Source organism: Streptomyces sp. CB02056, from assembly GCF_001905545.1.
Classification (GTDB): Bacteria; Actinomycetota; Actinomycetes; order Streptomycetales; family Streptomycetaceae; genus Kitasatospora.
Genome location: NZ_LIPD01000003.1, coordinates 25,045 through 50,796, shown reverse-complemented (window position 1 = coordinate 50,796; position 25,752 = coordinate 25,045). Strand labels below are relative to the sequence as shown.

At 74.5% G+C, this 25,752-nt stretch carries 28 protein-coding genes; 21 read left to right on the top strand and 7 right to left on the bottom strand.

Features of this window, described 5'->3' with window-relative positions; genetic code table 11:
• Window positions 1-2: 2 nt before the first annotated feature.
• The 6 genes from AMK13_RS07590 to AMK13_RS07560 are packed head-to-tail and all read left to right on the top strand — an operon-like array spanning window position 3 to window position 7,210.
• Complete coding sequence (locus tag AMK13_RS07590) at window positions 3-1,349, top strand: O-antigen ligase family protein (RefSeq protein ID WP_074001614.1); 1,347 nt, start codon at window positions 3-5, stop codon at window positions 1,347-1,349.
• Window positions 1,346-3,082, top strand: a complete 1,737-nt coding sequence (locus AMK13_RS07585; protein WP_074001613.1) for a lipid II flippase MurJ — start codon at window positions 1,346-1,348, stop codon at window positions 3,080-3,082. The genes AMK13_RS07590 and AMK13_RS07585 overlap by 4 nt, the downstream gene beginning before the upstream one ends.
• Window positions 3,072-3,923 carry a polysaccharide deacetylase family protein gene (locus tag AMK13_RS07580; protein ID WP_079271934.1) on the top strand — a complete coding sequence of 284 codons (852 nt, stop codon included), beginning with the start codon at window positions 3,072-3,074 and terminating at the stop codon, window positions 3,921-3,923. Before AMK13_RS07585 ends, AMK13_RS07580 begins: the two co-directional genes overlap by 11 nt.
• Window positions 3,920-5,035 carry a glycosyltransferase gene (locus AMK13_RS07575; RefSeq protein ID WP_074001612.1) on the top strand — a complete coding sequence of 372 codons (1,116 nt, stop codon included), beginning with the start codon at window positions 3,920-3,922 and terminating at the stop codon, window positions 5,033-5,035. Before AMK13_RS07580 ends, AMK13_RS07575 begins: the two co-directional genes overlap by 4 nt.
• Before the next feature lie 49 nt (window positions 5,036-5,084).
• Entirely contained in the window at window positions 5,085-6,053 is a 969-nt protein-coding gene (locus tag AMK13_RS40850) for a Wzz/FepE/Etk N-terminal domain-containing protein (protein WP_079271933.1), read from the top strand.
• Window positions 6,050-7,210, top strand: coding sequence for a GNAT family N-acetyltransferase (locus AMK13_RS07560; RefSeq protein WP_079271932.1), 1,161 nt, complete (start codon window positions 6,050-6,052; stop codon window positions 7,208-7,210). Before AMK13_RS40850 ends, AMK13_RS07560 begins: the two co-directional genes overlap by 4 nt.
• 4 nt (window positions 7,211-7,214) lie before the next feature.
• Here the strand turns inward: AMK13_RS07560 and AMK13_RS07555 are convergent, their stop codons facing one another.
• Window positions 7,215-8,456 carry a glycoside hydrolase family 26 protein gene (locus AMK13_RS07555; protein ID WP_074001611.1) on the bottom strand — a complete coding sequence of 414 codons (1,242 nt, stop codon included), beginning with the start codon at window positions 8,454-8,456 and terminating at the stop codon, window positions 7,215-7,217.
• Window positions 8,457-8,825: 369 nt separating this feature from the next.
• On the opposite strand from AMK13_RS07555, the gene AMK13_RS07550 reads away from it, so the two are divergent.
• The 9 genes from AMK13_RS07550 (at window position 8,826) to AMK13_RS07510 (ending at window position 15,978) form a co-directional block, all read left to right on the top strand.
• The gene (locus AMK13_RS07550; protein WP_074001610.1) at window positions 8,826-9,836 is read left to right on the top strand and encodes a hypothetical protein; all 1,011 of its coding nucleotides are present in this window, start codon (window positions 8,826-8,828) and stop codon (window positions 9,834-9,836) included.
• 236 nt (window positions 9,837-10,072) lie between these two features.
• Window positions 10,073-11,671: an ABC-F family ATP-binding cassette domain-containing protein gene (locus tag AMK13_RS07545; protein ID WP_049658446.1), complete on the top strand. Its 1,599-nt coding sequence runs from the start codon at window positions 10,073-10,075 to the stop codon at window positions 11,669-11,671.
• 327 nt (window positions 11,672-11,998) lie between these two features.
• Complete coding sequence (locus tag AMK13_RS07540) at window positions 11,999-12,232, top strand: helix-turn-helix domain-containing protein (RefSeq protein WP_049658450.1); 234 nt, start codon at window positions 11,999-12,001, stop codon at window positions 12,230-12,232.
• A 300-nt stretch (window positions 12,233-12,532) separates the two neighbouring features.
• Window positions 12,533-13,339, top strand: a complete 807-nt coding sequence (locus tag AMK13_RS07535) for an enoyl-CoA hydratase/isomerase family protein (protein WP_074001608.1) — start codon at window positions 12,533-12,535, stop codon at window positions 13,337-13,339.
• 193 nt (window positions 13,340-13,532) lie between these two features.
• Window positions 13,533-14,021 carry an Asp23/Gls24 family envelope stress response protein gene (locus tag AMK13_RS07530; RefSeq protein WP_074001607.1) on the top strand — a complete coding sequence of 163 codons (489 nt, stop codon included), beginning with the start codon at window positions 13,533-13,535 and terminating at the stop codon, window positions 14,019-14,021.
• Window positions 14,022-14,082: 61 nt separating this feature from the next.
• Window positions 14,083-14,274 carry a hypothetical protein gene (locus tag AMK13_RS07525; protein WP_049658455.1) on the top strand — a complete coding sequence of 64 codons (192 nt, stop codon included), beginning with the start codon at window positions 14,083-14,085 and terminating at the stop codon, window positions 14,272-14,274.
• Window positions 14,275-14,357: 83 nt separating this feature from the next.
• Entirely contained in the window at window positions 14,358-14,675 is a 318-nt protein-coding gene (locus tag AMK13_RS07520; protein ID WP_241852790.1) for a hypothetical protein, read from the top strand.
• Window positions 14,672-15,325, top strand: coding sequence for a DUF6286 domain-containing protein (locus AMK13_RS45790; protein WP_074001606.1), 654 nt, complete (start codon window positions 14,672-14,674; stop codon window positions 15,323-15,325). Before AMK13_RS07520 ends, AMK13_RS45790 begins: the two co-directional genes overlap by 4 nt.
• Complete coding sequence (locus AMK13_RS07510; protein WP_143204497.1) at window positions 15,322-15,978, top strand: alkaline shock response membrane anchor protein AmaP; 657 nt, start codon at window positions 15,322-15,324, stop codon at window positions 15,976-15,978. Before AMK13_RS45790 ends, AMK13_RS07510 begins: the two co-directional genes overlap by 4 nt.
• Before the next feature lie 11 nt (window positions 15,979-15,989).
• Here AMK13_RS07510 and AMK13_RS07505 read toward each other — a convergent pair whose 3' ends face one another.
• Window positions 15,990-16,751 (bottom strand): SDR family oxidoreductase, encoded by a 762-nt coding sequence (locus tag AMK13_RS07505; RefSeq protein WP_049653500.1) that lies wholly within the window; start codon window positions 16,749-16,751, stop codon window positions 15,990-15,992.
• 110 nt (window positions 16,752-16,861) lie between these two features.
• Here AMK13_RS07505 and AMK13_RS07500 point away from each other — a divergent pair, with 110 nt between their 5' ends.
• Together AMK13_RS07500 and trxA are read left to right on the top strand one after the other, a co-directional pair.
• Window positions 16,862-17,269: a MerR family transcriptional regulator gene (locus AMK13_RS07500; RefSeq protein ID WP_049653502.1), complete on the top strand. Its 408-nt coding sequence runs from the start codon at window positions 16,862-16,864 to the stop codon at window positions 17,267-17,269.
• Window positions 17,270-17,272: 3 nt separating this feature from the next.
• Window positions 17,273-17,605 carry a thioredoxin gene (gene trxA, locus AMK13_RS07495; protein WP_049653505.1) on the top strand — a complete coding sequence of 111 codons (333 nt, stop codon included), beginning with the start codon at window positions 17,273-17,275 and terminating at the stop codon, window positions 17,603-17,605.
• Here trxA and AMK13_RS07490 read toward each other — a convergent pair.
• Both AMK13_RS07490 and AMK13_RS07485 read right to left on the bottom strand, forming a co-directional pair.
• On the bottom strand, window positions 17,602-18,399 hold the full coding sequence (locus AMK13_RS07490) for an SURF1 family cytochrome oxidase biogenesis protein (RefSeq protein ID WP_074001604.1): 798 nt from the start codon (window positions 18,397-18,399) through the stop codon (window positions 17,602-17,604). The genes trxA and AMK13_RS07490 overlap by 4 nt on opposite strands.
• A gap of 31 nt (window positions 18,400-18,430) precedes the next feature.
• Window positions 18,431-19,426, bottom strand: a complete 996-nt coding sequence (locus AMK13_RS07485) for a DEDDh family exonuclease (RefSeq protein WP_074001603.1) — start codon at window positions 19,424-19,426, stop codon at window positions 18,431-18,433.
• A gap of 125 nt (window positions 19,427-19,551) precedes the next feature.
• Between AMK13_RS07485 and AMK13_RS07480 the strand changes: the two genes are divergently transcribed.
• From AMK13_RS07480 to moaA, 4 genes are all read left to right on the top strand, one after another.
• Window positions 19,552-20,595: a zinc-dependent alcohol dehydrogenase family protein gene (locus tag AMK13_RS07480; protein ID WP_074001602.1), complete on the top strand. Its 1,044-nt coding sequence runs from the start codon at window positions 19,552-19,554 to the stop codon at window positions 20,593-20,595.
• 292 nt (window positions 20,596-20,887) lie between these two features.
• Window positions 20,888-21,247 carry a DUF485 domain-containing protein gene (locus AMK13_RS07475; RefSeq protein WP_049653515.1) on the top strand — a complete coding sequence of 120 codons (360 nt, stop codon included), beginning with the start codon at window positions 20,888-20,890 and terminating at the stop codon, window positions 21,245-21,247.
• Window positions 21,244-22,851, top strand: a complete 1,608-nt coding sequence (locus AMK13_RS07470; RefSeq protein ID WP_049653517.1) for a solute symporter family protein — start codon at window positions 21,244-21,246, stop codon at window positions 22,849-22,851. Before AMK13_RS07475 ends, AMK13_RS07470 begins: the two co-directional genes overlap by 4 nt.
• Before the next feature lie 76 nt (window positions 22,852-22,927).
• Window positions 22,928-23,917 (top strand): GTP 3',8-cyclase MoaA, encoded by a 990-nt coding sequence (gene moaA / locus AMK13_RS07465; RefSeq protein ID WP_049653518.1) that lies wholly within the window; start codon window positions 22,928-22,930, stop codon window positions 23,915-23,917.
• Between the two features lie 43 nt (window positions 23,918-23,960).
• Here the strand turns inward: moaA and AMK13_RS07460 are convergent, their stop codons facing one another.
• From AMK13_RS07460 to AMK13_RS07450, 3 genes are all read right to left on the bottom strand, one after another.
• Window positions 23,961-24,200, bottom strand: coding sequence for a hypothetical protein (locus AMK13_RS07460; RefSeq protein ID WP_049653520.1), 240 nt, complete (start codon window positions 24,198-24,200; stop codon window positions 23,961-23,963).
• A gap of 264 nt (window positions 24,201-24,464) precedes the next feature.
• Window positions 24,465-24,848 carry a DUF3099 domain-containing protein gene (locus AMK13_RS07455; RefSeq protein WP_049653522.1) on the bottom strand — a complete coding sequence of 128 codons (384 nt, stop codon included), beginning with the start codon at window positions 24,846-24,848 and terminating at the stop codon, window positions 24,465-24,467.
• Window positions 24,849-25,188: 340 nt separating this feature from the next.
• Window positions 25,189-25,737: an RNA 2'-phosphotransferase gene (locus tag AMK13_RS07450; protein WP_074002096.1), complete on the bottom strand. Its 549-nt coding sequence runs from the start codon at window positions 25,735-25,737 to the stop codon at window positions 25,189-25,191.
• Window positions 25,738-25,752 lie beyond the last annotated feature (15 nt).

The following is a 25,752-nucleotide window of genomic DNA, read 5'->3' as shown; positions in this document are numbered from 1 at the left end:
TCGTGGCCCTGACCCTCCCCGCCTTCCCCCGCCCGGCCTTACGGGCGGCCCTACCCGCGCTCACCGAGCGCACCAGCCCGCTGGCCGCCGCCACCGTCCTGCTGGTCTGCGTGCCCACCGGGGAGAAGGACGTCGCCGCCGCCGTCCACGTCACCGCCGCCGACCTCGCCTCGCTGGCCCTGGTGGCCCTCACCGCGCTCAACCTGCTGCGCGGGCGGCTGCCAGCGGTCAGCCGCACCACCTGCGCGCTGTTCGGCGGGATCGTGGTCGCCGCCGCCGTCGCCACCCTCGGCTCGACCGACCCGGCCGCCAGCGTCACCGGCTTCGTCCGGCTCGCCCAGGTGTTCGTCCTGGTCCCCGCCGCCGTCCTCTGCGCCCTGCGCGACCGCACCGACCAGCGCCTGGTGCTCGGCTCCTTCGTGCTCGCCGCGCTGATCCAGGGCGTGGTCGGCGCGAAGCAGTACCTCACCCACACCGGCGCCTCCTACACCGGCCAGCCGATCCGGGCCGTCGGCACCTTCGGCGCGCTCGACATCATGGCGATGTCCAGCGTGGTCAGCTTCGGCCTGCTCGCCGCCCTCGCCCTGGCCCTCGGCGAGCGAGGCCCCGGGGGAAACGCCCGGCTGCGCCGCGCGATGTTCGCCGCCGCCGCCTTCCTCGCCTTCCCGCTGGCCGTCTCCTTCAGCCGGGGCAGCTGGATCGCCACCGGCCTCGCCGCCACCGTCCTGCTGCTGCGCGTCGACGCCCGGCTGCTGGTGCGCGGCGCCGTCCTCGGCCTGGCCGCCGCGGTCGTCCTGGTCGGCGGCCTCGGCCTCGGCGGCTCCGGCGTCACCAAGCGGCTCAGCTCGATCGGCTCCGTCTCCGCCGCCCCCGACCAGTCCGTCTCCGACCGGTACGACCTGTGGTCCACCGCCGGACGGATCTGGCAGGACCACCCCGTGCACGGCGCCGGCCCCAAGGCCTTCCAGCAGCTGCGCGACAGCCACGCCCCGCTGCGGCTGTCCTCCGGCAGCGACGCCGCCGACGCCACCATCGGCTTCCAGCGCGAACCGCTGCTCTCCCCGCACAACATGTACTTCCTGGTGCTCAGCGAGCAGGGCCTGATCGGCATCACCGCCTACGCCGCGCTCTTCCTCGCCCTGCTGATCGGCTGCCTGCGCCACCGCCGCGGCCCCGGGCTCGCCGCCCTCGCCCTGCTCACCTGGGTCCTCGTCGACTTCCTGTACTCCGACATCGGCGGCACCACCACCGTGCTGACCTCCGTCGTCCTCGGCCTCGCCGCCCGCGCGGCCGCACAGCACCCCGGGCACCCCGCCGCCGGTCCGGCGACCACCGGAGCGGCCCGGTGACCACCGACCGGCCCGCCGCCGTCGCCTCCCCCCTCCCCGCCCCCCGCGGCGCCCCCGGCGGGGACCCGTCCGCCGGGCCGCACCCGGCCCCCCGGCGCGGCTTCCTCGCCAAGGCCTTCGGCATCACCGCCGTGCTCAGCGCCGCCGGATCCGGCCTCGGCCTGCTGCGCGACCTCCTGCTGGCCCGCTACTTCGGCGCCAACCAGGGCACCGACGCCTTCCTGGTCGCCTGGACCGTCCCGGAGACCGCCGCGCCGCTGCTGATCGAGGACGCCATGTCCTTCCTCATGGTGCCCGCGTTCGCCCTCGCCCTGGTGCTGCGCGAGGAGGACCCGGATGCCCCCGACCCGGTCCGCCAACTGGTCCGCGCCACCCTGCCCTGGCTGCTGCTCGCGCTCAGCGGCCTCGCCCTGGCCGTCGCCCTGGGCGCCCCGGAACTGGTCGACCTGCTCGCCCCCGGCCTCACCGACCCCGGCCTGGCCGTCACCTGCACCCGGATCACCGCGGTCACCGTGCTGCCCTTCGGGGTGGCCGGCTACCTGGCCGCCGCGCTGCGCGCCCACCACCGCTTCACCGCCCCGGCCGGCATCTACGTCGCCTACAACCTCGGCATCCTCGCCGTCCTGCTCTGCCTCCACTCCTACCTCGGCGTGCGCTCCGCCGCCCTCGGCGTCGCGGGCGGCAGCCTGCTGATGGCCGGTCTGCTGGTCGGCCCGTTCCTGCGCCGGCTGCGCCAGGGCCCGCCCGGCACCGGCCGGGGCCGCCGTTCGCGCCGGGCCCTGGTGCTGATGCCGCTCGCCCTGCTGCCGGTGGCCGCCTTCACGCTCACCCGGCAGTCCCAGGTCTTCGTCGAGCGCTACCTCGGCTCGGCCCTGCCGCCCGGCACCATCTCGCACCTCAACTACGCCGCCAAGGTCTCCCAGCTCGCCATGACGGCGGGCCTGCTGATCTGCACCGTCACCTTCCCGCTGGTCGCCCGGGCGCTGGCCGCCGGGGACCTCACCGCCGCCCGCGACCGGGTGGAGAAGGACCTCGGCCAGGCGGCGGCCGTCGTCCTGTTCGGCACCGCCTTCCTGATGGCCTGCGCCCCCTCGGTGGTCTCGCTGCTGTTCGAGCGCGGCGCCTTCGGCCCGCACGACACCGCCGCCACCGCCGACGTCATCCGGGTGTACAGCTTCGGCCTGCCCGCCCAGGCGCTGATCGGCGTGATGGTCCGTCCGTACTTCTCGCTGCGCCCGGTGGTCCGCCGGGCCGACGACCCGGGCGCCGAGGACGGCCGCCGACTGCTGGACTGGTACCCGGCCGCCGCGATGGTGCTCGGCCTCGGCGTCACCGTCGCCACCGGCCTGCTCGCCACGCCCCGCTTCGGCGCCCTGGGGCTGGCCGCCGGCAACGCGGCCGGGATCACCGCCGCCGCCGCACTGCTGCTGCACGGCCTGGTGCTGCGCGGCATCCCGCTGCGGCTGCACCGGGTGCTCGGCGGCCACGGCCGGCTGGTGGCCGCCGCCGCCGGGGCCACCGTGCTCGGCACCGCCGCCGCCGGGCTGGCCGCCGACCCCCTGCTGTCGACCCTCCTCGGGGGCCTCACCGTGGCGCTGGCCTTCGCGGCCCTCGGCACCGGGCTCGGCGCCCGCGAGGTGCGCGGCCCGGTCCTCGCCCTCGCCCGGGCCCTGGGGCCCGTCCGGAACCCGCCAACCGCCGCCGAAGAAGGGAAGCGTCCCGATGGACAATGAACGGGGAACCGTCCGTTCGGCCCGGGCGGGCCTCCAGAGCGCACCGCCGGACCGGGCACGACCGCCCAGGAGCCGCCACCCGCTCGGCGCACCGCCGGTCCCCGGCTCCGCCTCGCCGTGGATCCTGATGTACCACTCGGTGGCGGTCGAGCAGGAGGACCCCTACCGGCTCACCGTCAGCCCCGAGCGGTTCGCCGAACAGATCGGCTGGCTGTACCGGAGCGGCCGGCGCGGCGTCTCCGTCCGCGAGCTGATGCGGGCCCACGCCCTCGGCCGGGACGACAGACTGGTCGGCCTGACCTTCGACGACGGCTACGCCGACATCGCCCGGTACGCGGTGCCGACCCTCCAGGCGTACGGCTTCACCGCCACCGCGTACGTGGTCGCCGACCTGCTCGGCCGGGACAACGGCTGGGACACCGAGGGCCCGCGCAAGCGGCTGCTCACCGTCCAGGAGGTCACCGGGCTCGCCGGCGCCGGCTGGGAGATCGGCTCGCACGGCCTCGGCCACCGGGCGCTGCCCGGCCTGCCGCCCGAGGCCCTCGCCGTCCAGGCCCGGGAGAGCCGGCGGCTGCTGGAGGAGGCCGTCGGCGGCCCGGTCACCGGCTTCTGCTACCCGTACGGCGCCGTCGACCTGCCCGCCGCCCTGGCCGTGCGCGACGCCGGGTACGACCACGCCTGCGCCATCGCGCACTCCCCGCTCACCGGCCGCTTCGCCCTGCCCCGCTGCTACGTCGGCGACCGCGACGGCGCCTGGCGGCTGCGCGCCAAGCAGGGCCGGCACCGGTTGCGGGACGCCGTCACCGGGCTGCGCCACGCCCGCCGGGAGCCCCGGCCATGAGGGTGCTGCACATCGTCACCGGCCTGGCCGCCGGCGGCGCCGAGCGCCAACTGCACCTGCTGCTGCGGCACCTGCCGGCGCACCAGCAGTGCGAGGTGCTCGCCCTGACCAACCCCGGCACGGTCGCCGAGGCGCTGCGCGCCGACGGCGTCACCGTCCACCACCTCGGCATGCGCGGCAACCGGGACCTCGGCGCGCTGCCCCGGCTGGTCCGGCTGGTCCGGGCCGGCCGCTACGACCTGGTGCACACCCACCTGTACCGGGCCCAGCTGTACGGCCGGACGGCCGCCCGGCTGGCCGGGGTGCGCGCGGTGGTCTCCACCGAGCACTCGCTGCACGCCGGGGTGATCGAGGGCCGCCCGGTCACCCGGGGCGTCAAGGGTCTCTACCTGGCGGCCGAACGGCTCGGCAGCACCACCGTCGCGGTCTCCCGCCAGGTCGCCCAGACGCTGCGTTCCTGGGGCGTCCCGCCGACCCGGATCGAGCTGATCCCGAACGGCATCGACACCTCCCGCTACCGCCTTCCGCCCGCCGAACGGGCCGCCGTCCGCCGCCGGTTGCGGGCCGAGCTCGGGCTGCCGTACGGGGGCTGGGTGGTCGGCGGGGTGGGCCGGCTGGTGCCCGGCAAGCGCTTCGAGGTGCTGGTCGAGGCGCTCGCCGAGCTCGACCCGGCCACCCGGCTGGTGCTGGTCGGCGAGGGTCCGGAGCGCGCCGCGCTGGAGCGCCGGGCCGAGGAACTCGGCGTGCGGGACCGGCTGGTGCTCACCGGGGAGCGCGACGACGTCCCCGAACTGCTGGCCGCCCTGGACGTGCTGGCCGCCCCCTCCACCGCGGAGACCTTCGGCCTCGGCGTCCTGGAGGGCCTCGCGGCCGGGCTGCCGGTGCGCTACAGCGCCTGCCCGGCGCTCGACGAACTGCCGCCCAGGGCCGCCCCGCAGGCCCGCCGCGTCCCCTCCGAGCCCGCCGCCTACGCCGCCGCGCTGCGCGACCTGCGGCCGCTCAGCGGGCACACCGCCGACCCGCTGCCGCACCCCCCGGCCGTCGGCCACTACGACATCGTCCGGGTCGCCGCCGACCTGGGCGCCCTCTACGACCGGCTGGCCCGCGTCTGACCGCCCGCCACCGCCGGAACCGCCGTACCAGACCCAAGGAGCAACACCCATGACCACACCGCGCCGAAGCGCCCGCCGCCTGGTCCGCCGCTGGTGGCCGGTGGTGCTCGCGGTTCCGCTGGGCGCCGCGGTCGGCGCCGGGTACGCCGTCGCCGCGTCCCCGTCGTACGCCGCGAACGCCTACGTCCTCGTGGTCGCGCAGAACCCCGGGGAGGCCGCGATCGCGACCAACTTCGCCCAGGCGTACGGCCGGCTGGCCGGGCAGCCGCAGGTGCTCGGGGTGGCGGCCGCCGAGACCGGCCACACCCGGTCCGAGCTGGAGTCCCTGGTGCACGGGACGACCTCCCCGGACGCCCCGATGATCGAGATCACCGGGACCGGGGAGCGCCCCCAGGAGGCCGCCCGGACGGCCGACGCGGTGGCCCGCTCGCTGGTCGCCTTCGCCAACACCAGCAGCAAGGACACCAACGTCCGGCTGGTGACGCTCTCCCCGGCCGCCGCGCCGGACAGGCCGACCACGCCGTCCGGGAAGCTGGACGTCGCGGTCGGCGGCGCGACCGGGCTGCTGCTGGGCGCGCTGGTGATGATGACCCGCCGCCGGGGTGCCCCGGCGGCGCCGGAGGCCGTCGGGAGCCCCGCGACGCCGCAGGAGCCGCAGGTGCCGCAGGCCTCGCGGGTGCCGCAGGCCCCCACCGCGTCCGCGCCGGTGGCCGTCCCGGCGACCCCGCGCCCGCGCCGCGAGGAGCCGGCCGGGGCCGGGACCGAGCCCAAGCCCGCCGCGGGCCCCAAGGTCGAGCCCAAGACCGAGGCCGAGCCCAAGGCCGGGACCAAGAGCGTGAAGGCGCCGGTGAAGGCCCCGGTGAAGGCCCCGGAGAAGGCCGAGAAGAAGCCCGCCGGGAAGCCCGCCGCGAAGGCCGACACGCAGGCCGCCGCCGAGCCCCCGGCGGCGGAGCAGCCCCCGGCCGAGGCGCCGGCCCCGGCCACCGCTGAGCACGCCCCGGTCGGGGGCGGTCGATGAGCACCGAGACCCGCAGAGGCGGCCTGCCCGCCCAGGCGACGGCGCCGGCCTGGACCACCGAGCTGCGCTGCGAGGACGACGCCCTGGACGCCCTCGCCGAGGAGTGGGACGACCTGGCCGCCCGCTGCCGGACCGCCACCTTCTTCCAGGCCGCGGACTGGCAGCGCTCCTGGTGGCGCCACTACGGCCGTCCCGGCGGCCTGCTCGTGGTGCTGGTCCGCCGGGACGGCCGGCTGGTCGGCGCGGGCGCCTTCGTGCGCCGCGGCGGGCCGCTCGGCGGCCTGACCGGCCTCGGCGGCGGGCTGGTCGACTACACCGACGTCCTGCTCGACGACGAGTGCGCCGACCGGGCCGCCGCCGAGTTCGCCGCCGCGCTCCCGCTCACCCGCCCCTGGCACTGGCTGGAGCTGCGCGAGGTGCACCCCGAGGCGGCGGTGCACCGGGTGTACGGGCACTGGCGCGGCAGCCGCCGCCGCTACCAGGACTCGCTCTGCCAGTACCTGCCGGCCGTCCCGATGGACCGGCTGCTCAAGCGGGTGCCCGGCAAGACCGCCCAGCGCAGCCGGGTGAAGCTCCGCAAGATCGCCGAGGCCGGGGTGGAGGTCCGCTCGACCCCGGTGGCGGAGGTGCCGCAGGCGCTGGACGCGATGCTGCGGCTGCACTTCCTGCAGTGGCAGGCGCGCGGCGTCACGCCCGAGCACCGCACCGAGCGGTTCGCCCGGCACCTGGCCGAGTCCAGCACCGGACTGGTCGCCGCCGGCCGGGCCGCCGTCCACCAGTTCCACCTGGACGGCCAGCTGGTCGCGGTCAACCTGCTGCTGCTCTGCCCGTCCTTCGGCGGGCTGTACATGTACGGGGCGCACCCGGTGCTGCGCGAGCGGCTGGACATCGCCGGACTGCTGTTCAGCGCGGCGCTGGACGAGACGGTCGGCGCCGGCGTCCCGCTGCTCGGCCTGCTGCGCGGCCAGGAGCCGTACAAGCAGCGCTGGCGGCCGGACCAGCTGGCCAACCAGCGGCTGCTGCTCGGCCCGGCGGGGGCGGCACCGGCGGCCGCCGTCCGGGCCGGGGCGGTGCGCGCCCGGCAGGCGGCGGCGCACCAGCTGCGCACCCGCTTCCCCCGCCTCAAGGAGGCGCTGCTGGCCCGCCGCCGCAGCTGACCGCTCAGTGCCGGGCGTGCCGCGCGCCGCCCGTCGGTTTGTGCGTCGGCTTGGGGGCCGTCGGACGGGTCGACGGGCTGGCCGCCCGGCTCGGGGTGGCGCCACCCCCGGGTACGGCGGGGGCGGCGGGTACGGCGGGCGCGTCCGGCGGGTCCTCCGGAGCCGGTGCCGGGGCGGTGGGCGGCGCCGGCACCCCTTCCGGCACCGGGGCCCCCTTCGAACCGGACATCAGCTGCTTGAACGTCGTCGCCGAGCGGGGATTGCGGTCGCACTCGAAGAAGCCGTGCGGACAGTAGTCGGTGACGGTCTGGTAGGCGGTGTCGTGGGTGCGGATCCAGTCGACCATCCGGCGCACGTACTCGGGGTTGTCGCCGTTGCGGAACAGCCCCCACTCCGGGTAGGAGACCGGCTTGCCGCGCTTGGCGGCGAACTCCACCTGGTCCTGGAGGCCGTACGGCTCGCGCACGTAGTCGTCGAAGGTGCCGCCGGCGGGCTGGTCGTAGCTGTCCATGCCGATGATGTCGACCACGTCGTCGCCGGGGTAGCACTTGGTCCACGGGACGGCGTCCAGGCCCCGGCTGGGGGCGAAGTCGAAGCGGAAGCGCTGGCCGGGCACCGAGCGCATCACCCCGACGATCCGCCGCCAGTACGCCTTCCACGCGGACGGGTCGGGCTTGCAGCGATGGGTGTAGGTGGTGCCGTTCATCTCCCAGCCGAGCGTGAGCACGGTGTCCGCGCCGCCCAGCGCGACCAGCCGGCGCGCGAGCTTGAGGAAGTGCGCGTCGAAGTCCCCGCGCTCCCCCTGGGCGAGCAGTCTGGCGACCTCGCCGTCCGGCACGTTCGCCTCGTTGGGCACCAGCATCGGCACGCCGAGCACCAGCAGCCGGGACGGGTCGGCCTGCCGCCACTGCGACCAGAGGCCGAGCACCATCGCCTCGCCCTCGATGTCGCTCCAGTCGTTGCCCGCCAGATAGGTGTGGCCGACCTGCATGTTCGCGTCGCCGAGCCACTGCGCGTACTGGCGGATCTGCGGGATGTGGTTGTCCCAGGAGCCGACGAAGGCGCCGAACGGCGGCTCGTGGTTCGGCCGCTGGACCGGAGGGCGGGGGGCCGCGCCGCGCGGCTCGACGGCGTCCGAGGAGAGGGTGTGCCGTTCGGTCTGGCTGAACGGCGTCCCCGCCGGGACGCTGGCCGTGGCCATCAGCAGCAGGGTGGCGGCGGCCAGCGTCAGGCGGCCGATTCGCATGGTGCTCTCCTCCGGACGTCGCGTGGGCGGGGCGCACGGTCTCGGCGTGGACGGACCGTGACGCCCCGCTGGCCGACAGTAGGCCCGAAGGGGGACGAAAAAGCCGAATGTCACCCTAAAGTGGGCGCCATTCGAACGCCGTCTGCCGCAACGGCCGGCGGCCGGTGCTCAGGTATCAGATCTGTAACGGTCCGGCCGGGCCCGTCCGGCCCGCTCCGGCGGACCCGGCGGAGCGGCCACGGCCCCGACGGCGCAGGTGGGCGGGCGGGCGCGCGGGGAGGGCGCGCGGGGCCCGGCGGACGCCCGGCGGGGCCCGGCGGCGGCGGAACCGGGCTGACTCGCGTACCCGGTGAAAGGTACGCTCCGGCCGTGTCCTGGAAGCCTCTGCGTGTACTGACCCCCCGCTCGATCCTGCCTGCCTCGGCGGTGGTGCTGGTCCTTGCGGCCGGGGCGGCGGCGCACGCGAACAAGCCGGTGCCGTTCGGCGACCGGGTCGCGGGACCGGGCGACGCGGGGGCGACGCCGGTGAACTCCGAGTCGCTCGGCTCGGCCGACCTCGACCTGCGGGTGGGCCCGGGCCTGGAGGCCTTCCACCAGCAGACCGGCGAGCAGGCCTGGTCCTACCGCCGCGAGGGCGTCGAGGCGCTCTACCTGGCGATGGCCGGCGACAACGCGATCGTGGTCTGGGACGACGGCATGGTCACCTCGGTGCGCCCCGGCGACCACGAGGTGCGCTGGCACCGGGTGGTGCCCGGCCTGGCCGACTGGCTGCACGGCGACGGCGAGCCCGGCGCCGACAAGCGGACCGACGCCCAGCGCAAGGCGCTCGCCAAGCAGCGGGCCGCGGCCGCGCTGCACACCGTCCAGCGGGACGGCTCGCCCTGGCTGGCCCTGGTCACCCCGAACCTCACCATGGGCCTGCGCGACGCCGACGGCGACCTGCGCTACAACGACAAGCCCTCCGGCGGCTGCGTCTACGACCCGCTGCGCGCCGTCCACACCGACTACGCCGTGCTGATCCCGCGCACCTGCACCAACGGCGGCGGGCAGGCCGTCTCCGGCGGCATCACCGGCTACCGGCTGGACAGCAACGGCTGGTCGACGAGCACCGGCCCGACGGCCACGGTCAAGGTGCTGGACCGCAGCCGGGTGGAGATCACCGACGGCCCGGTCGTCCCGCCCCGGGTGTTCGACACCAAGGCGGCCGCGCCCGAGACGGCCTGCGGCAGTGTGGGGGCGCCGTTCGCGGCGGTCCGGCCGCAGGGCGGCTGCGCGGCGGACCCGGCCGCCGGCCAGGACCCGGCCGGGAACCCGGCCCCGGACGCCCCGGCGGCCGCCGGAGCCCCCGCGGGGGACCAGCCGGCCGGGCAGCCCCAGTAGCCGGGACGGCCTCCGGTCGGTGGGCCGGCGGGCCGGTGGATACCCCTGGGCGGTACTTCCCCGGGGGCGGTACGGGGCCCGGTAGACTTGCCGTCATGGCTATCTTCTCCGGGCAATAGCGGGCGGCGGCGCCGCGAGGGCCGCGCCGACCGCCGATGAAGCCCCCCTCATGCCAACCCGGCCCCGGGTCCGCCGCACCCGGCCGCCCGCCCACGTCCCAGGAGTAGTCCCCAGCCATGATTTCCGCCAACGCCCTCGAACTGCGTGCCGGTGCCCGGATCCTGATCGAGTCCGCGAGCTTCAAGGTCGCCGCCGGTGACCGGATCGGCCTGGTCGGCCGCAACGGCGCCGGCAAGACGACGCTCACCAAGGTGCTGGCCGGCGAGGGCCTGCCGGCCGCCGGAACCGTCACCCGTTCGGGCGAGGTCGGCTACCTCCCGCAGGACCCGCGCACCGGCGACCTGGACGTCCTCGCCAAGGACCGCATCCTGTCCGCCCGCGGCCTCGACACCGTGCTGAAGAAGATGCGCGAGAACGAGGACCGGATGGCCAACGGCCAGGGCGCCACCCGGGACAACGCGATGAAGAAGTACGCCCGGCTGGAGACCGAGTTCCTCACCAAGGGCGGGTACGCCGCCGAGGCCGAGGCCGCCACCATCGCCGCCGCGCTGGGCCTGCCGGACCGCATCCTCGCCCAGCCGCTGCACACCCTCTCCGGTGGTCAGCGCCGCCGCGTCGAGCTCGCCCGGATCCTCTTCTCGGACTCCGACGTGCTGCTGCTCGACGAGCCCACCAACCACCTGGACGCGGACTCGATCGTCTGGCTGCGGGACTTCCTGAAGACGTACAAGGGCGGCTTCATCGTCATCTCGCACGACGTCGACCTGGTCGAGACGGTCGTCAACAAGGTCTTCTACCTGGACGCCAACCGCTCCGCCATCGACGTCTACAACATGGGCTGGAAGCAGTACCAGCAGCAGCGCGAGGACGACGAGAAGCGCCGCAAGCGCGAGCGCGCCAACGCCGAGAAGAAGGCCGCGACCCTGAACGCGCAGGCCGACAAGATGCGCGCCAAGGCGACCAAGACGGTGGCCGCGCAGAACATGGCCCGCCGCGCCGACAAGCTGCTCTCCGGCCTGGAGCAGGTCCGGGTGAACGACAAGGTCGCCAAGCTGCGCTTCCCCGACCCGGCCCCCTGCGGCAAGACCCCGCTGACCGCCAGCGGCCTGTCCAAGTCCTACGGCTCGCTGGAGATCTTCACCGACGTCGACCTGGCGATCGACCGGGGCTCCCGGGTCGTCGTGCTGGGCTTCAACGGCGCCGGCAAGACCACCCTGCTGCGGATGCTGGCCGGAGTGGAGGCGCCGGACACCGGCGAGGTGATCCCGGGCCACGGCCTGAAGATCGGCTACTACGCCCAGGAGCACGAGACGCTCGACCCGGACCGCAGCGTCCTGGAGAACATGCGCTCGGCCGCGCCGGACACCGACCTGGTGCAGATCCGCAAGATCCTCGGCTCCTTCCTGTTCTCCGGGGACGACGTGGACAAGCCGGCCGGGGTGCTCTCCGGTGGTGAGAAGACCCGTCTGGCGCTGGCCACCCTGGTGGTCTCCTCCGCCAACGTGCTGCTGCTCGACGAGCCCACCAACAACCTCGACCCGGCCAGCCGCGAGGAGATCCTGGGCGCGCTGCGCGAGTTCTCCGGCGCCGTCGTGCTGGTCACCCACGACGAGGGCGCGGTCGAGGCGCTCGACCCGGAGCGGATCATCCTGCTGCCGGACGGCGTGGAGGACCTGTGGAACCCGGGCTACGCCGATCTGGTCTCGCTGGCCTGACCGGAAGTAGACGCGAGATCCGCTTTTTGGATGAGAATATCTAGTCCTTTCGGCGTGTCCGGGAATGAAGTAGACCTGGATTCCGTTTAAGGACTTTCCGTCGGCCCGCCACTCGATCGTGGTCGGGCCGACGCTGCTGATCAGCTCTTTTTCGGCAAACAGCGGCATCAGTCCGGGGGCGCGCACTCTGTGTGAGCGCCCTGCTGCGCTCGGATCACCACCGGTGGACCACGCAATTCCGACATCGACCTTGTCGAATGGGTGGCCAGGACGCGGTGGATGGGTGATCATGGGAATCTGACCGAGCAACGCTACGAGGAGGCACGGGTGGCCGAGACTCTGAAAAAGGGCAGCCGGGTGACCGGTGCCGCGCGTGAGAAGCTCGCGGCCGATCTCAAGAAGAAGTACGACTCCGGGGCGAGCATTCGCGCTCTCGCGGAGGAGACCGGTCGTTCGTACGGCTTCGTGCACCGGATGCTGAGCGAATCCGGAGTCATTCTCCGGGGCCGCGGCGGTGCCACGCGGGGCAAGAACAAAGCGACTGCCGGGGCCAGTTCCTGACGGTTCGTCAGCCATTGGCTGGATGACGCGGCGGCAGGACGCCGACCGAGGAGACGACGGTTGACCATTCAGCCGGGCGTCCGCCCTCGGGTCGTGTGGACCGGCCGCCGATCGTCATGTCCGGGGTGTCGTCCGTCCCCCGTTTTCCGAAGTCCGTTCATTTCTCCCGGGACCGTCGTCTTCGTTCCCCCGCCGAGTGCCCGGGCCCCGTCGATCCTTCCCGGTCGGGGCCCCTGCCCTTGCGCGTCGAGGTTTGTTACTCTCCGGTAGCCACGTCCCTCGCCACCGGAGGTTCCCCGCATGACCGCTCCCGCCACCGACCCGCAGGCCCCGAGCTGGGAGCGGGACGGCGTCCGCCTGGAGATCCACGGTGAACTCGCCGTCGTAACCCTGTGCCGACCCAAGCGGCGCAACGCCCAGTCGCCGGCGCTCTGGCGCGTCCTCGCCGCCGCCGGGAGCGACCTTCCCGGCAGCGTCCGGGTGGTGCTGCTGCGCGCGGAGGGGGTCTCCTTCTCCGCCGGGCTGGACCGGGCCATGTTCACCCCCGAGGGCATCCCGGGCGAGCCCACCTTCCTCCAGCTCGCCGCCTCCACCGACCAGGAGCTGGACGCCGCCATCGCCTCGTACCAGGAGGCCTTCACCTGGTGGCGCCGCCCGGACCTGGTCTCCATCGCGGCGGTCCAGGGCCACGCCGTCGGCGCGGGCTTCCAGCTGGCCCTCGGCTGCGACCTGCGGGTGGTCGCCGAGGATGTCCAGTTCGCGATGAAGGAGACCTCGCTGGGCCTCGTCCCGGACCTGGCCGGCACCAAGCCGCTCACCGAACTCGTCGGCTACGCGCGGGCGCTGGAGATCTGCGCGACCGGCCGCTGGGTGGGGGCCGAGGAGGCCGCCGCGATCGGACTGGCCAACCTGGTGGTGCCGGGCGAGGAGCTGGACGCCGCCGCCCGGGACCTCGCGGCGGCGCTGCTGGCCGCTCCGCGCGGCGCGGTGATCGAGACCAAGGCGCTGCTGCAGGGCGCCGCCGGGCGCTCCTTCGACGAGCAGCGTTCGGCCGAACGGGCGGCGCAGGCCCGTCGGCTGCGGGAGCTCGCCGGGATCGGCGACTGACCGCACGGTGATGACGCGGGGCCCGGCCCGGGGAGATTCCCCCGGGCCGGGCCCTTTCCCGTGCTGGGGGAGGGCCGCCGGTGCTCGCCGGGCGGGGATCGTGGCGAAATGCCAGAGTTGGGGAGGTTTGCGATATAGCTGGTGCCGTACGACGGGAGAAGCGCCCATGCCTGACACTCCGACGCCCGCGACCATGCCCAAGCACACCGGCAGCGGCAGCGCCCCGAACCCCGGTCCGCCGGGGGCCGGCGGCGGTGCCAAGCCGGTGGGGGAGCGTGGCCGCACCGCGCTGGCCGTCGGCGTGGTGGAGAAGATCGCCGGGATGGCGGCCCGCGAGGTCGCCGGGATCCACGCGCTCGGCTCCGGGCTCGCCCGCACCTTCGGCGCGATGCGGGACCGGGTGCCCGGCGGCAAGCCCAGCGTCGGGCGGGGCATCAAGGCGGAGGTCGGCGAGAAGCAGACCGCGATCGACATCGCCCTGGTGGTCGAGTACGGCGTGGTCATTCCCGAACTCGCCCGCCAGGTGCGGGAGAACATCATCAACGCGGTGGAACGGATGACCGGCCTGGAGGTCGTCGAGGTCAACATCGCGGTCAACGACGTCCACCTCCCGGACGAACCGGAGTTCGAGGAGGAAGAGGAGCCGGTGGCGCCCTCCGGGCAGCGGCCGAAGCTCAAGTAGCGCGTTCGGCGGCGGGCCGACGGCGGACCCGACGAGGCAGCGGGACACGAGGGAGTAGCGGATGAACCTGGCCATCGTCGGCCTGGTGGTGGGCATGGCCCTCGGCTTCGCCGGGTACTTCGGCGGGTTCGCGGCCTTCCTGCTGGTGGCCGCGCTCGGGCTGGTCGGATTCGTGCTCGGGCGCCTACTGGAGGGCGACATCGAGCTGGGCGAACTCGGGGACCTGCTCCGCGGCCGCGACCGGCGCCGCTGATGGCGGGCCCCGCGTCGGCTCCGGCCGCGCTCTCCGGGTCGGGTTCCGTGCCGGGCCCCGGCCCGGCTTCCGGTTCCGGTTCCGTGCCGGGGCGCCGGGGGCGGCTCCGGGTCGCCGACCGGGTGTACGCGCGGATCGCGGCCCGGGCCGTCCGGGAGGTGCTGACCGAGGCCTGGCCCGCCGGGCGGGCGAAGGGGGCGCCGCCGCACGTCTCGGTGACCGTACCGGGGAGCACGGTGACGGTCCGGGTGGCGGTCGAGCTGCCGTTCCCCTCGGACATCGCGGCGCTGGCCGGGGCCGTTCGGACGCGGATCGCGGAGCGGGTGGTGGGGCTGACCGGGACGAGGGTGTCGGAAGTCGTCGTCGTGGTCGAGAAGTTGGTGACGGGGGGCGCCTCGTGACCGAGGAGGTGCCCGGAACGGCGGCGGCGCCGGGGGCCCGGCCGGAGAAGGTCAGGCGGCTGCGGGCGCCCCGTACGGCCGCGGCGGCCCTGGTGGCGACGGCGGTGCTGGTGGTGGCGGGGGCGCTGCTGTACGACGTGGTCGCCGTACGGGTGGGGCAGCCGGCGCGGCGGTGGCGGGCGCAGATCGCGGACGAGCTGGCGACCCGCCACCTCGACGACCTGGCGGTGCTGGTGGGGGCCGGAGCGGCGACCGCGCTCGGCGGGTGGCTGCTGTGGCTCGCCGTCGCGCCCGGGCTGCGGCGGTGGCTCGTGCTGCGGCCCTACGGGGGGACGACCGCGGCCGTCGACCGGGCCGGGGTCGGACACCTGCTGGCGGACCGGGCGGCGGGCCTGGACGGGATCGACCGCCTGCGGATCCGGGTCGGGCGGCGGCGGGTCCGGATCTCGCTGGAGGGGCTGGCGGACCCGGCGCTGGTGCAGCGGCAGTTGCGGGACGAGCTGGAGCGGGTGGGGCTGGGGCGGCCGCTGCGGCTGGACGTGCGGACGGGGCGGGGGGCCGGGGGCGTGGTGGGGGAGGACCAGGGGGCGGGGACCACCGGTTCCGGGACGGGGGCCGGGGCGGCTGGCGGCGAGGGGGCGGCCGGGTGAGGAGGACGGTCGTCAACCGGGTGGTGCTGGGGGTGGTGGGGGCGGTGCTGCTGGCGGCCGGGGTGCTGGTGCTGGCGGGCGGGCTCGACCTGTACCGGCGGCTGGGCGTCCACCCGCCGCAGTGGTGGCCGCTCACCTCACCCGACCAGCCGGTGGTGAGCGCGCGTTCCCGGGGGCGGTGGGTGGCGTCCTCGTGGTGGTGGCCGACGGTGATCGGCGGACTGACCGCCCTGGTGGCGGGGATGGCGTGGTGGCTGGTGGCGCAGCTGCGGCGCAGCGGGCTGTCGAGCATCGCGGTGCCGACGCCGGGGGTGAGCGGGCTGCGGCTGCGGGTCGGTGCGCGGGCGTTGGAGGAGGCGCTGGAGAACGGGACGGCGGTGCTGCCGGACGTCGAACGGGCCGGGGTGCGGCTGGTGCGGGCGCCGGGGCACCCGAGGCTGCGCGGGGCGGTGCGGCTGCGGCCGGGCGGGGATCCGGCCGCGCTGGTGGAGCACTTCGAGGACGGGCCCCGGACGGACGCGTGCGGGAGCCTGCGGCTGGCGGAGCTGCCGGCCGACCTGCGGATCCGGGTCCTCCAGGCGGCCCACGCCGAGCCGCGGCCCGGGCGGGGGCGGCGCGGTCGGCGGGGGCGCGGGCAGGCGCGGGTGGAGTAGGCGGGTCGGGCTCAGAGGCCGCGGAGGGCGCCGCCGTCGACGGGGACCATGATGCCGGTCAGGTAGGAGGCGGCGGGGGAGAGCAGGAACGCGGCGACCTTGCCGAACTCCTCGGGGGTGCCGTAGCGGCCCAGCGGGATCGAGGCGGTGGCCTGGGCGCGGGCCGCGTCGGGGTCGGCGGCGAGGCCGTCGAGCTCGCGGACCCGGTCGGTGTCGATCCGGGCCGGGAGCAGGCCGAGCACCCGGATGCCGCGGGGGCCGAGCTCGTCGGCGAGGGCCTTGGCGGCCATGGCGAGACCCGGGCGCAGACCGTTGGAGATGCCCAGGCCGGGGATCGGCTGGCGGACCGAGCTGGAGAGCACGAAGGCGATCACCCCGCCGTCGGGGAGCGCGGCGGCGGTGGCGCGGGCGAGGCGCAGGGCGCCGAGGAAGACGGACTCGAAGGCGTCCCGCCAGGCCTCCTCGGGGGTGGTCTCCACGGGGCCGGCCTGGGGGCCGCCGACGCTGATCAGGATGCCGTCGAGCCGGCCGAAGCGGTGCCGGGCCTCGGCGATGAGGCGCTCGGGGGTGTCGGGGTCGGCGTTGTCGGCGACGAGACCGTGGGCGGTGCCGAGGGTCTCGAGTCCGGCGACGGCGGTGTCGACGGCTTGCCGGGTGCGGCCGCTGACGAGCACGCGGGCGCCGTCGGCGACGAGTTCGCGGGCGCTCGCGAGGCCGAGGCCCCTGGTGGCGCCGGTGACGATGTAGGCCTTGTCCTTCAGTCCGAGATCCATGGGGACATAGTGCCCGGTGTGGAGAGTGGGGAGCGGGTCGAGGGGGCTGGCGTTGACGCCGGGGGGAAGGTTTACGGTCGTCGTCGGAAGTGCGGGAGGAGTGGTTCGGCATGCGGATCGGGGAGTTGGCGGAGCGGGCGGGGACGACCACGCGGGCGTTGCGGTACTACGAGCAGTTGGGGTTGTTGCCGGCCCGGCGGGCGGGCAACGGGTACCGGGCGTACGACGAGGCGGACCTCAGGCTGCTGCGCGAGATCCGGATGCTGCAGGACTTCGGGTTCGGGCTGGAGGAGACCAGGCCGTTCGTGGAGTGCCTGCGGGCGGGGCACCCGGAAGGGGACTCCTGTCCGGCCTCGTTGGAGGTGTACCGGCGGAAGCTGGGGGAGCTGGACGAGTGCATCGCCCGGCTCCAGGACGTAAGGGCGCAGGTGGCGGGGCAGTTCGACCGGGCCGTACGGGCGCGGGACGAGCTGGCCGCCGTCGAGGAACCGCCCCATTGTGAACTGGCGAAGGAGTAGACGGTGGTGGAGATCGCGGGTGTGCCGGCGGTGACGGACGAGACGTTCGCCGCGGAGGTGCTGGCGGCCGAGGGGCCGGTGCTGGTGGACTTCACGGCGGACTGGTGCCCGCCCTGCCGGATGATGGCGCCGGTGCTGGCGGACATCGCGCGGGAGGAGGCGCACCGGGTGCGGGTGGTGAGCCTGGACGTGGACCACAACCCGCGGACCCAGGCGGCGTACGGGGTGCTGTCGATGCCGACGCTGATGGTGTTCCGGGGCGGGCAGCCGGTGCGGTCGGTGGTGGGGGCGCGGGCGAAGGCGCGACTGCTGCGGGAGCTGGAGGACGTCCTCTAGGCGGGGACGGCGTCGAGCGGGACCTCGGCCTCGGCGGCCTGCTTGGCGCGGTCCTTGGCCTCGCGGCGGGCGAGGACCCAGACGCCGACCGGGATCATCGCGGTGAACAGCCACCACTGGATGGCGTAGGCCATGTGCGGGCCGATGTCGGAGTGGTTGGGCTCGGGGACCAGCTGGGGCTGGTCGGCCGGGGCCGGGGTGGTGCCGGCGAGTTCGAGGTAGCCGCCGAGGAGGGGGGCGCCGGTCCGCTTGGCCTGCTCGTCGGTGTTGATCAGGTTGAACTGGCGGTCGGGCAGGCCGGTGCGGTCCTTGATGCCGCTGGCGCCGTAGGTCTCCTCGGCGCGCAGGCGGCCGGTGAGGGCGACCTCGCCGGCCGGGGTGGCCGGGACGGGCGGGTACTCGGTGGCGCCGTTGCCGGAGGCGACCCAGCCGCGGTTGACCAGGAGGGTGCCCTTGCCGTCGGCGAGCCGGAACGGGGTCACGACGAAGTAGCCGATGGTCCCGCTGGAGTCGGTCCGCTTGCGGACCACGAACTCGTGTGCCGGGTCGTACTGTCCGGTGGCGGTCACCGTGCGCCAGGTGAGGTCCTTGGGGACCGCGAAGCCGGGGGTCGGCGACAGGGTGTCGAAGGGGACCGGCGCGGCCGTGAGGGCCTGGCCGATCAGCTCGTTCCGGGCCACCCGTGCCTCGTGGCGGTGAAGCTGCCAGAAGCCCAGCTTGATCGTCGCGGGGATCAGCAGCAGCGCGACCAGCATGGTGATCAGCCACTGTCGGGTCAGCAGAAAACGGTACACATGGGAACGGTACGCCGACCTCACAACGGGCTCACGCACCGGGGTGCGGGGCGACCTCGCGCAGCAGCTGGAGGAAGGCGTCCTCGCCGACGACGGGGGTGCCGACCTCGCGGGCCTTGCGGGCCTTGCCGCTCCAGCTGTCCGGCTCGTTGGTGACCAGCAGGCTGGTGAGGCGGCTCACCGAGGTGGCGATGTGCAGGCCGGCCTCGACCGCGCGGTCCTCCAGGACCTCGCGGTCGGTGGCGGTGTCGCCGGTGATGGCCACCCGCATGCCCTGGACCAGCGGCTTGCCGTCCTGCCAGCGCCCCGGGTTGGGGTACGGGCAGGGCGGGCGCTTCTTGGCCTGGCGGTACGAGGCGCCGGTCCAGTTGCCGCGGCCGGGGGCGGCGGGCTCCTCCTCACCGAGGTCGGTGACCGCGACGCAGTTCTGCAGCGGCAGCGGCACGCCGCCGTCGCGGGCGAGGTGCAGGCTGGGGCGGAAGGCCTCGGCGAGCACCCGGGCGTCGTCCAGGGCGTTGTGGGCGTGGCGCTGCCGGACGCCGAAGTGGGCGGCGAGCGAGGACAGCTTGCCGTTGGGCAGCGGCAGGCGCAGGTCGCGGGAGAGGACCATGGTGCACAGCCGCTGCTCGACCGGGGCGCGCAGGCCGGCCCGGGAGAACTCGCGGGAGATCATGTTCCAGTCGAAGAGCGCGTTGTGCGCGACCAGGACGCGGTCGTGCAGGCGCGCGGCGAACTCCTCGGCGATCTGCGGGAAGGTCGGGGCGGTGGCGAGCAGCTCGGCGGTGAGGCCGTGGATCCAGACCGGGCCGGGGTCCCGCTCGGGGTTGACCAGGGTGTACCAGTGGTCGACGACCTCGCCGTCCGGGTCCAGCTGGTAGACGCCCGCCGAGATGACGCGGTCCGAGCGGCCGAGACCGGTGGTCTCGACGTCGACGACCGCGAAGCCCCCGGCGGGGGCGGCGGAGCGCTGCGCGGGGACCGGGGCGGTCCGCGGCGCTCCGTACGTCTCGGGCTGGATCGGTTGCATGGTCCAACAGGATAAGGGGCCGGGCGGGGGGCTCCGGCCGGAATGTTCCGACCGACCGGCCGGAATAGAGTGGTCAGCGGGGGTGTCGTACACCTGGTCGAGACCGTTCAGCTAAGGAACAGCGCATGCGTGCCACCGTGATTCACGGCCCCAACGACATCCGGATCGAAGACGTCCCGGACCCGGTGATCCAGTACCCGACGGACGTGGTGCTCCGGGTGGTGAACGCCTGTATCTGCGGCAGCGACCTGTGGGCGTACCGCGGGGTCGCGCAGCGGGTGGCCGGGCAGCGGATCGGGCACGAGTTCCTCGGCGTGGTCGAGGAGGTCGGCGCCGAGGTGCGCGGCTTCGCCAAGGGCGACTTCGTGGTGGCGCCGTTCGTCTGGTCGGACGGCGTGTGTGACTTCTGTCTCGAAGGCCTCCAGACCTCCTGCCCGCACGGCGGGTTCTGGGGGCAGGTCGGTTCGGACGGCGGCCAGGGCGAGGCGGTGCGGGTGCCGTTCGCGGACGGGACGCTGGTGAAGCTGCCGAAGGAGGCGGCGGGCGACGAGAAGCTGCTGCCCGGGCTGCTGGCGCTGTCCGACGTGATGTCCACCGGGCACCACGCGGCGGTCTCGGCGCGGGTGCGGCCCGGGGCGACGGTCGCGGTGGTCGGCGACGGCGCGGTGGGCCTGTGCGGCGTCCTGGCGGCGCACCGGCTGGGCGCGGGCCGGATCATCGCGCTGGGTCGGCACACGGCCCGCACCGAGCTGGCCCGCCGCTTCGGTGCGACGGACGTGGTGGCGGAGCGCGGCGAGGCCGCGGTCGAGGCGGTGAAGGAGCTGACCGGCGGGCAGGGCGCGCACGCGGTGCTGGAGGCGGTCGGCACCGAGGAGTCGATGCGGACGGCCGTCTCGATAGCCCGGGACGGCGGCGCGGTGGGCTACGTCGGGGTGCCGCACGGCGGCAGCGCGGGCGTCGACATCGGTCAGATGTTCGGCCGGAACGTTTCGCTGAACGGCGGCGTCGCCCCGGCCCGCGCGTACATCCCCGAGCTGCTGCCGGACGTCCTCTCGGGCGCCATCGAGCCGGGCCTGGTCTTCGACCGGACCGTCGGCCTGGACGGCGTTCCGGACGGCTACCGCGCGATGGACGACCGCTCGGCCCTGAAGGTGCGGATCGCCTTCTGAGGCGTCGGCCTCCCGGCTCCGGCCCGTGCCGCCCCGTTCGGGGTGCGGCACGGGCCGGAGCCGTTCTCCGGGGAGGTTCCAGGGGCCGATCGTGGGCGGTGCGGTCGCTGGGATGGGCTGTTTTTCGGCCAATCGGATGGTGCGAGGGGGTGAACGGTCGACTGATCGCGGTCAACCCCTTCCGGGGCGGGCAGGACGCTCCTAGCATTGCGCGGCGCACACCAGACATGTGACGCCCCTCACGTTCGATCGTTCCCCCCGTGTGACAAATACGCCGAAGGAGTGAGACAGCGTGGATTCGCCGCCGCTCACCACCACCGCCGCCACGGAAGCCCAACTCATCGACGACAGCGAGGAGTTCCGTACGCTGCGGCGCTCGTTCCGGAGCTTCGCCTTCCCGGTCACCATCGGCTTCGTGCTCTGGTACCTGTTCTACGTCCTGCTCTCCTGCTACGCCCCGGGACTGATGCGCACCAAGGTCCTCGGGCACGTCAACGTGGCCCTGGTCCTCGGGCTGCTGCAGTTCGTGACCACCTTCGCCATCGCCGCCTGGTACGCCCGCTACGCGGACCGGCGGATCGACCCGCCCGCCGCGGCGATCCGCGAGGCGCACGGCGCCGTCGTCCACGCTCCCCGGGAGTCCGCCGAATGAGCCTGCTCGCCAGCTCCGCCACCGAGCACCGCGGCCTGACGATGGCCCTGTTCGGCGTGTTCGTCCTCGCCACCCTCGGCATCACCGTCTGGGCCGGGCGGCAGACCAGGAGCGCCGCCGACTTCTACGCCGGCGGCCGCGGCTTCACCGGCTTCCAGAACGGCCTGGCCATCTCCGGCGACTACATGTCCGCCGCCTCCTTCCTCGGCATCGCCGGGACCATCGCGCTCAGCGGCTACGACGGCTTCCTCTACTCGATCGGCTTCCTGGTCGCCTGGCTGGTCGCCCTGCTGCTGATCGCCGAACCGCTGCGCAACTCCGGCCGCTTCACGATGGCGGACGTGCTCGCGTTCCGGATGCGCCAGCGCCCGGTGCGCACCGCGGCGGGCGTCTCCACCATCGTGGTGTCGATCTTCTACCTGCTCGCCCAGATGGTCGGCGCCGGCACCCTGGTGGCCCTGCTGCTGGGGGCCGAGGGGGGCGCCGCCAAGCGCTGGACCATCGTCGGGGTCGGCGCGCTGATGATCGTCTACGTGGTGATAGGAGGGATGAAGGGCACCACCTGGGTGCAGATCGTCAAGGCGGTGCTGCTGATCGCCGGCGCCGCGCTGATGACCGTCCTGGTGCTGGCCAAGTACCACTTCAACCCCTCCGAACTGCTCGGCGCGGCGGCGAGCGCGAGCGGCAAGGGCGAGGCCTTCCTCCAACCGGGGCAGAAGTACGGCAGCGGCACCGCCAAGCTCGACTTCATCAGCCTCGGCATCGCGCTGGTGCTCGGCACCGCCGGCCTGCCGCACATCCTGGTCCGCTTCTACACCGTGCCCACCGCCAAGGCGGCCCGGAAGTCGGTGCTCTGGGCGATCGGCATCATCGGCGTCTTCTACCTGATGACCCTGGCGCTCGGCTTCGGCGCGGCCGCGCTGGTCGGCTCCAAGGCGATCAAGGCGGCGAACGCGGCGGGCAACACCGCGGCCCCGCAGCTGGCCGAGGCGCTCGGCGGGGGCGCCGGGAGCACCGGCGGCGCGATCCTGCTCGCGGTGATCTCGGCGGTCGCCTTCGCCACCATCCTGGCCGTGGTCGCCGGGCTCACGCTCGCCTCCTCGGCCTCCTTCGCCCACGACCTCTACGCCAACGTGATCCGGCGCGGGAAGGCGAGCGAGAAGGAGGAGGTGCGGTCGGCGAAGTGGGCCGCGGTCGCGATCGGGGCGGTGGCGATCGTGCTCAGCCTCTTCGCGGACAAGCTCAACACCGCCGCCCTGGTCGCGCTGGCCTTCGCCGTCGCCGCCTCGGCGAACCTGCCCACCCTGCTCTACTCGCTGTTCTGGAAGCGCTTCACCACCGTCGGCGCGGTCAGCTCGGTCTACGCCGGACTGCTCACCTCGGTGACGCTGGTGGTCTTCTCCCCGGTGGTCTCCGGCGCGAAGACCTCGCTCTTCCCGCACTCCGACTTCCACTGGTTCCCGCTGGAGAACCCCGGCCTGGTCTCCATCCCGGTCGGCTTCCTGGCCGGCTGGCTCGGCACGCTGCTGTCCAGGGAACGCCCCGACGCGGCGAAGTACGCTGAACTGGAGGTCCGCTCGCTGACCGGGCTGGGCGCCCACTGATCGTCCCGCGATGACTATGCTGGCCCGGCCCGCCGTGACGGTGGCCGGGCCGGCCGCATCTCGGGGAAGGACGAACGTGCTGCTCGACACCTTCGGACGCCAGGCCGTCGACCTGAGGGTCTCCCTCACGGACCGCTGCAACCTGCGCTGCACCTACTGCATGCCCGAGGAGGGCCTGCGGTGGCTGGCCAAGCCCGAGCTGCTGACCGACGAGGAGATCGTCCGGCTGGTCACCGTGGCCGTGCGCGACCTGGGCGTGCGCGAGGTCCGCTTCACCGGCGGCGAGCCGCTCCTGCGTCCCGGACTGGTCGCCGTCGTCGCCGCCTGCTCGGAGCTCGAGCCGCGCCCGGAGCTCTCGCTGACCACCAACGGCATCGGACTGGCCCGCACCGCGACGGCGCTGCGCGAGGCCGGCCTCGACCGGGTCAACGTCTCGCTGGACACCCTCGACCCCGAGGTGTTCCACACCCTCACCCGCCGCCACCGCCACCAGGACGTCCTGGACGGGCTGGCCGCCGCCGAGGCCGCCGGGCTGGCACCGGTGAAGCTGAACGCGGTGCTGATGCGCGGGGTCAACGACCACGAGGCGGCCGACCTGCTGGCCTGGTGCCTGGAGCGGGGCTACGAGCTGCGCTTCATCGAGCAGATGCCGCTGGACGCCCAGCACGGCTGGGACCGTACGTCGATGGTCACCGCGACGGAGATCCTGGACCTGCTGCGCACCCGCTTCACGCTCACCCCGGAGCCGTCCGCGAGCCGGGGCGCGGCACCCGCCGAGCGCTGGCTGGTGGACGGCGGCCCGGGCCGGGTGGGCGTGATCGCCTCGGTCACCCGGCCGTTCTGCCGGGCCTGCGACCGCACCCGGCTGACCGCCGACGGCCAGGTGCGCAACTGCCTGTTCGCGACCGGCGAGACCGACCTGCGCACCGCGCTGCGCTCCGGCGCGGACGACGCCGAACTGGCCGCGCTGTGGCGGGCGGCGATGTGGGGCAAGAAGGCCGGGGCCGGGATCGACGACCCGGAGTTCCTCCAGCCCGAGCGGCCGATGTCCGCGATCGGCGGCTGAGCGGGCCGAGCGGGCTGAGCGGGTTGGGCCGGTCGGGCAGGCGCTAGGCCGGCTTCCCGGAGCCCTCGGCGGGCTCGGGGGTCCAGTCGGCGAAGGCGACGACCTCCTTGAGGAAGCCGCGCACCGAGAGGAACTGGGACAGGTGCTCGCGGTGCCCGTCGCAGGCGAGCCAGGTCTTGCGGCGGTCCGGGGTGTGCAGCTTGGGGTTGTTCCACACCAGCACCCAGCCGGCGTCCGTCCGGCAGCCCTTGGCGGAGCAGATCGGCGTCTGCGGGGTGTCCATCGGGCCGTCCTCAACGATTGGCGGGTGGGTCTGCACCGCCAGTCTGTCACGCCCGTCCGGGCCGACCGGATCCGGGCATGGCGACGCCGGGCAGCCACGGGGGGAGCCGCCCGGCGTCGGTCCGTCGCTCCGACGGGGGATGCGGAGCGCGTACGCAGTATGTCACGCCAAGACCCTCGGATGGGGAGGTCTTGCATGATTAATCTGAGCTTCTTTTGAGCTTTCGCTGAGCCGGACGGGGGTGAAGCGGCATGAAACGGACGGTCAGTCCACGTCCTGTGAAGGATCGGTGGGAACGGCCTTTGCCTCTCCTGTACCAGCCTTCGCACCAGCCCCACCCGTCCCACCGGGGCCGAGCATCAGCGGGGTGTCCAGCGGGATGTCGAAGGTGCTCGGCAGCCCCGGGGCCCGCTCCCGGCCCGCGTTGGCGATCAGCACCGCGAAGTACGGCAGCAGGACGGCGCCCGCCAGCGCCGCGAACGCCAGCCAGCGCTGGACGTCCCACAGCACCACCGCGAGCAGCACGCAGACCGTGCGGAGCAGCATCGAGATGACGTAGCGGCGCTGGCGTCCCCGGACGTCCTCGGTGAGGCTGCTGCGCGCCCCCGTGATCCGGAAGACCTGCCCGTCGTCGGCGCTCTTGCCCATGTGTCCTACCGCCCTCGTCGCGCACCCGCGCGCCTGGCCGCGCGGCCTCCTCACGGTACGCCCGGGCGCACCCGGCGACGAGACCGGGTGGGCCGCACCCACCCGGTCGGGTACGCGAAGGGCCTGTCCGGCGGAGCGGACAGGCCCTCGGCGGTGCGGTGCGGCTCTAGGGCCTGTCTTCAAACTCGCGTCTGCGGGCCGACGCCGGGGCACGCACCTCGCCGCGTTGTCGTCGGTCGCCAATGCTCCGCAGTGGCTCCCTCCTCCGCCTTGCGATGCACGCACCCCAACGCCGCCCCGCCCGCCCTCCGGGCGGACGACGGGAGTTTGAAGACAGGCCCTAGGAGCGGCGGGAGAGGTACCGCGGGGGAACGGCGTCGGTGAGCCAGACGCCGTTCTCGCTGAGCCGGAACTCGTGGCCGGCCGCCGTCATCGCCGCCGCGTTCACGGTCAGCACCACCGGACGGCCGTGCCGGGCGCCGACCCCGGTGGCCGTCCCGGTGTCCGCCGAGAGGTGGACGTCCTGGCGGGCCATCGGGCGCAGGCCCTCGCGGAAGATCGCCGCCAGGTGCCGGTCGGCGGTGCCGTGGTAGAGCACGGGCGGCGGCACGGTGGCGGTCAGGCCGAGGTCGACCGCCACCGTGTGGCCCTGGTTGGCGCGGATCGAGAGACCGTCCGGCGAGTAGCCGAAGCGGCGCTTGTTGTTGGTCGCCACGACGTGGTCCAGCTCGGCCCGGGTGAGCGGCCGGCCCCGGGCGGCGAGCCCGGCGAGCAGCTCGTCGACCCGGACCCAGCCGGACGCGTCCAGCGCGACCCCCGCCAGCCCGGGCTCGTGCCGCAGGATCCGCGACAGCATCTTGCTCGACCTGACCAGGCGCTTCTCGTCCATCATGTCTCTCGTATC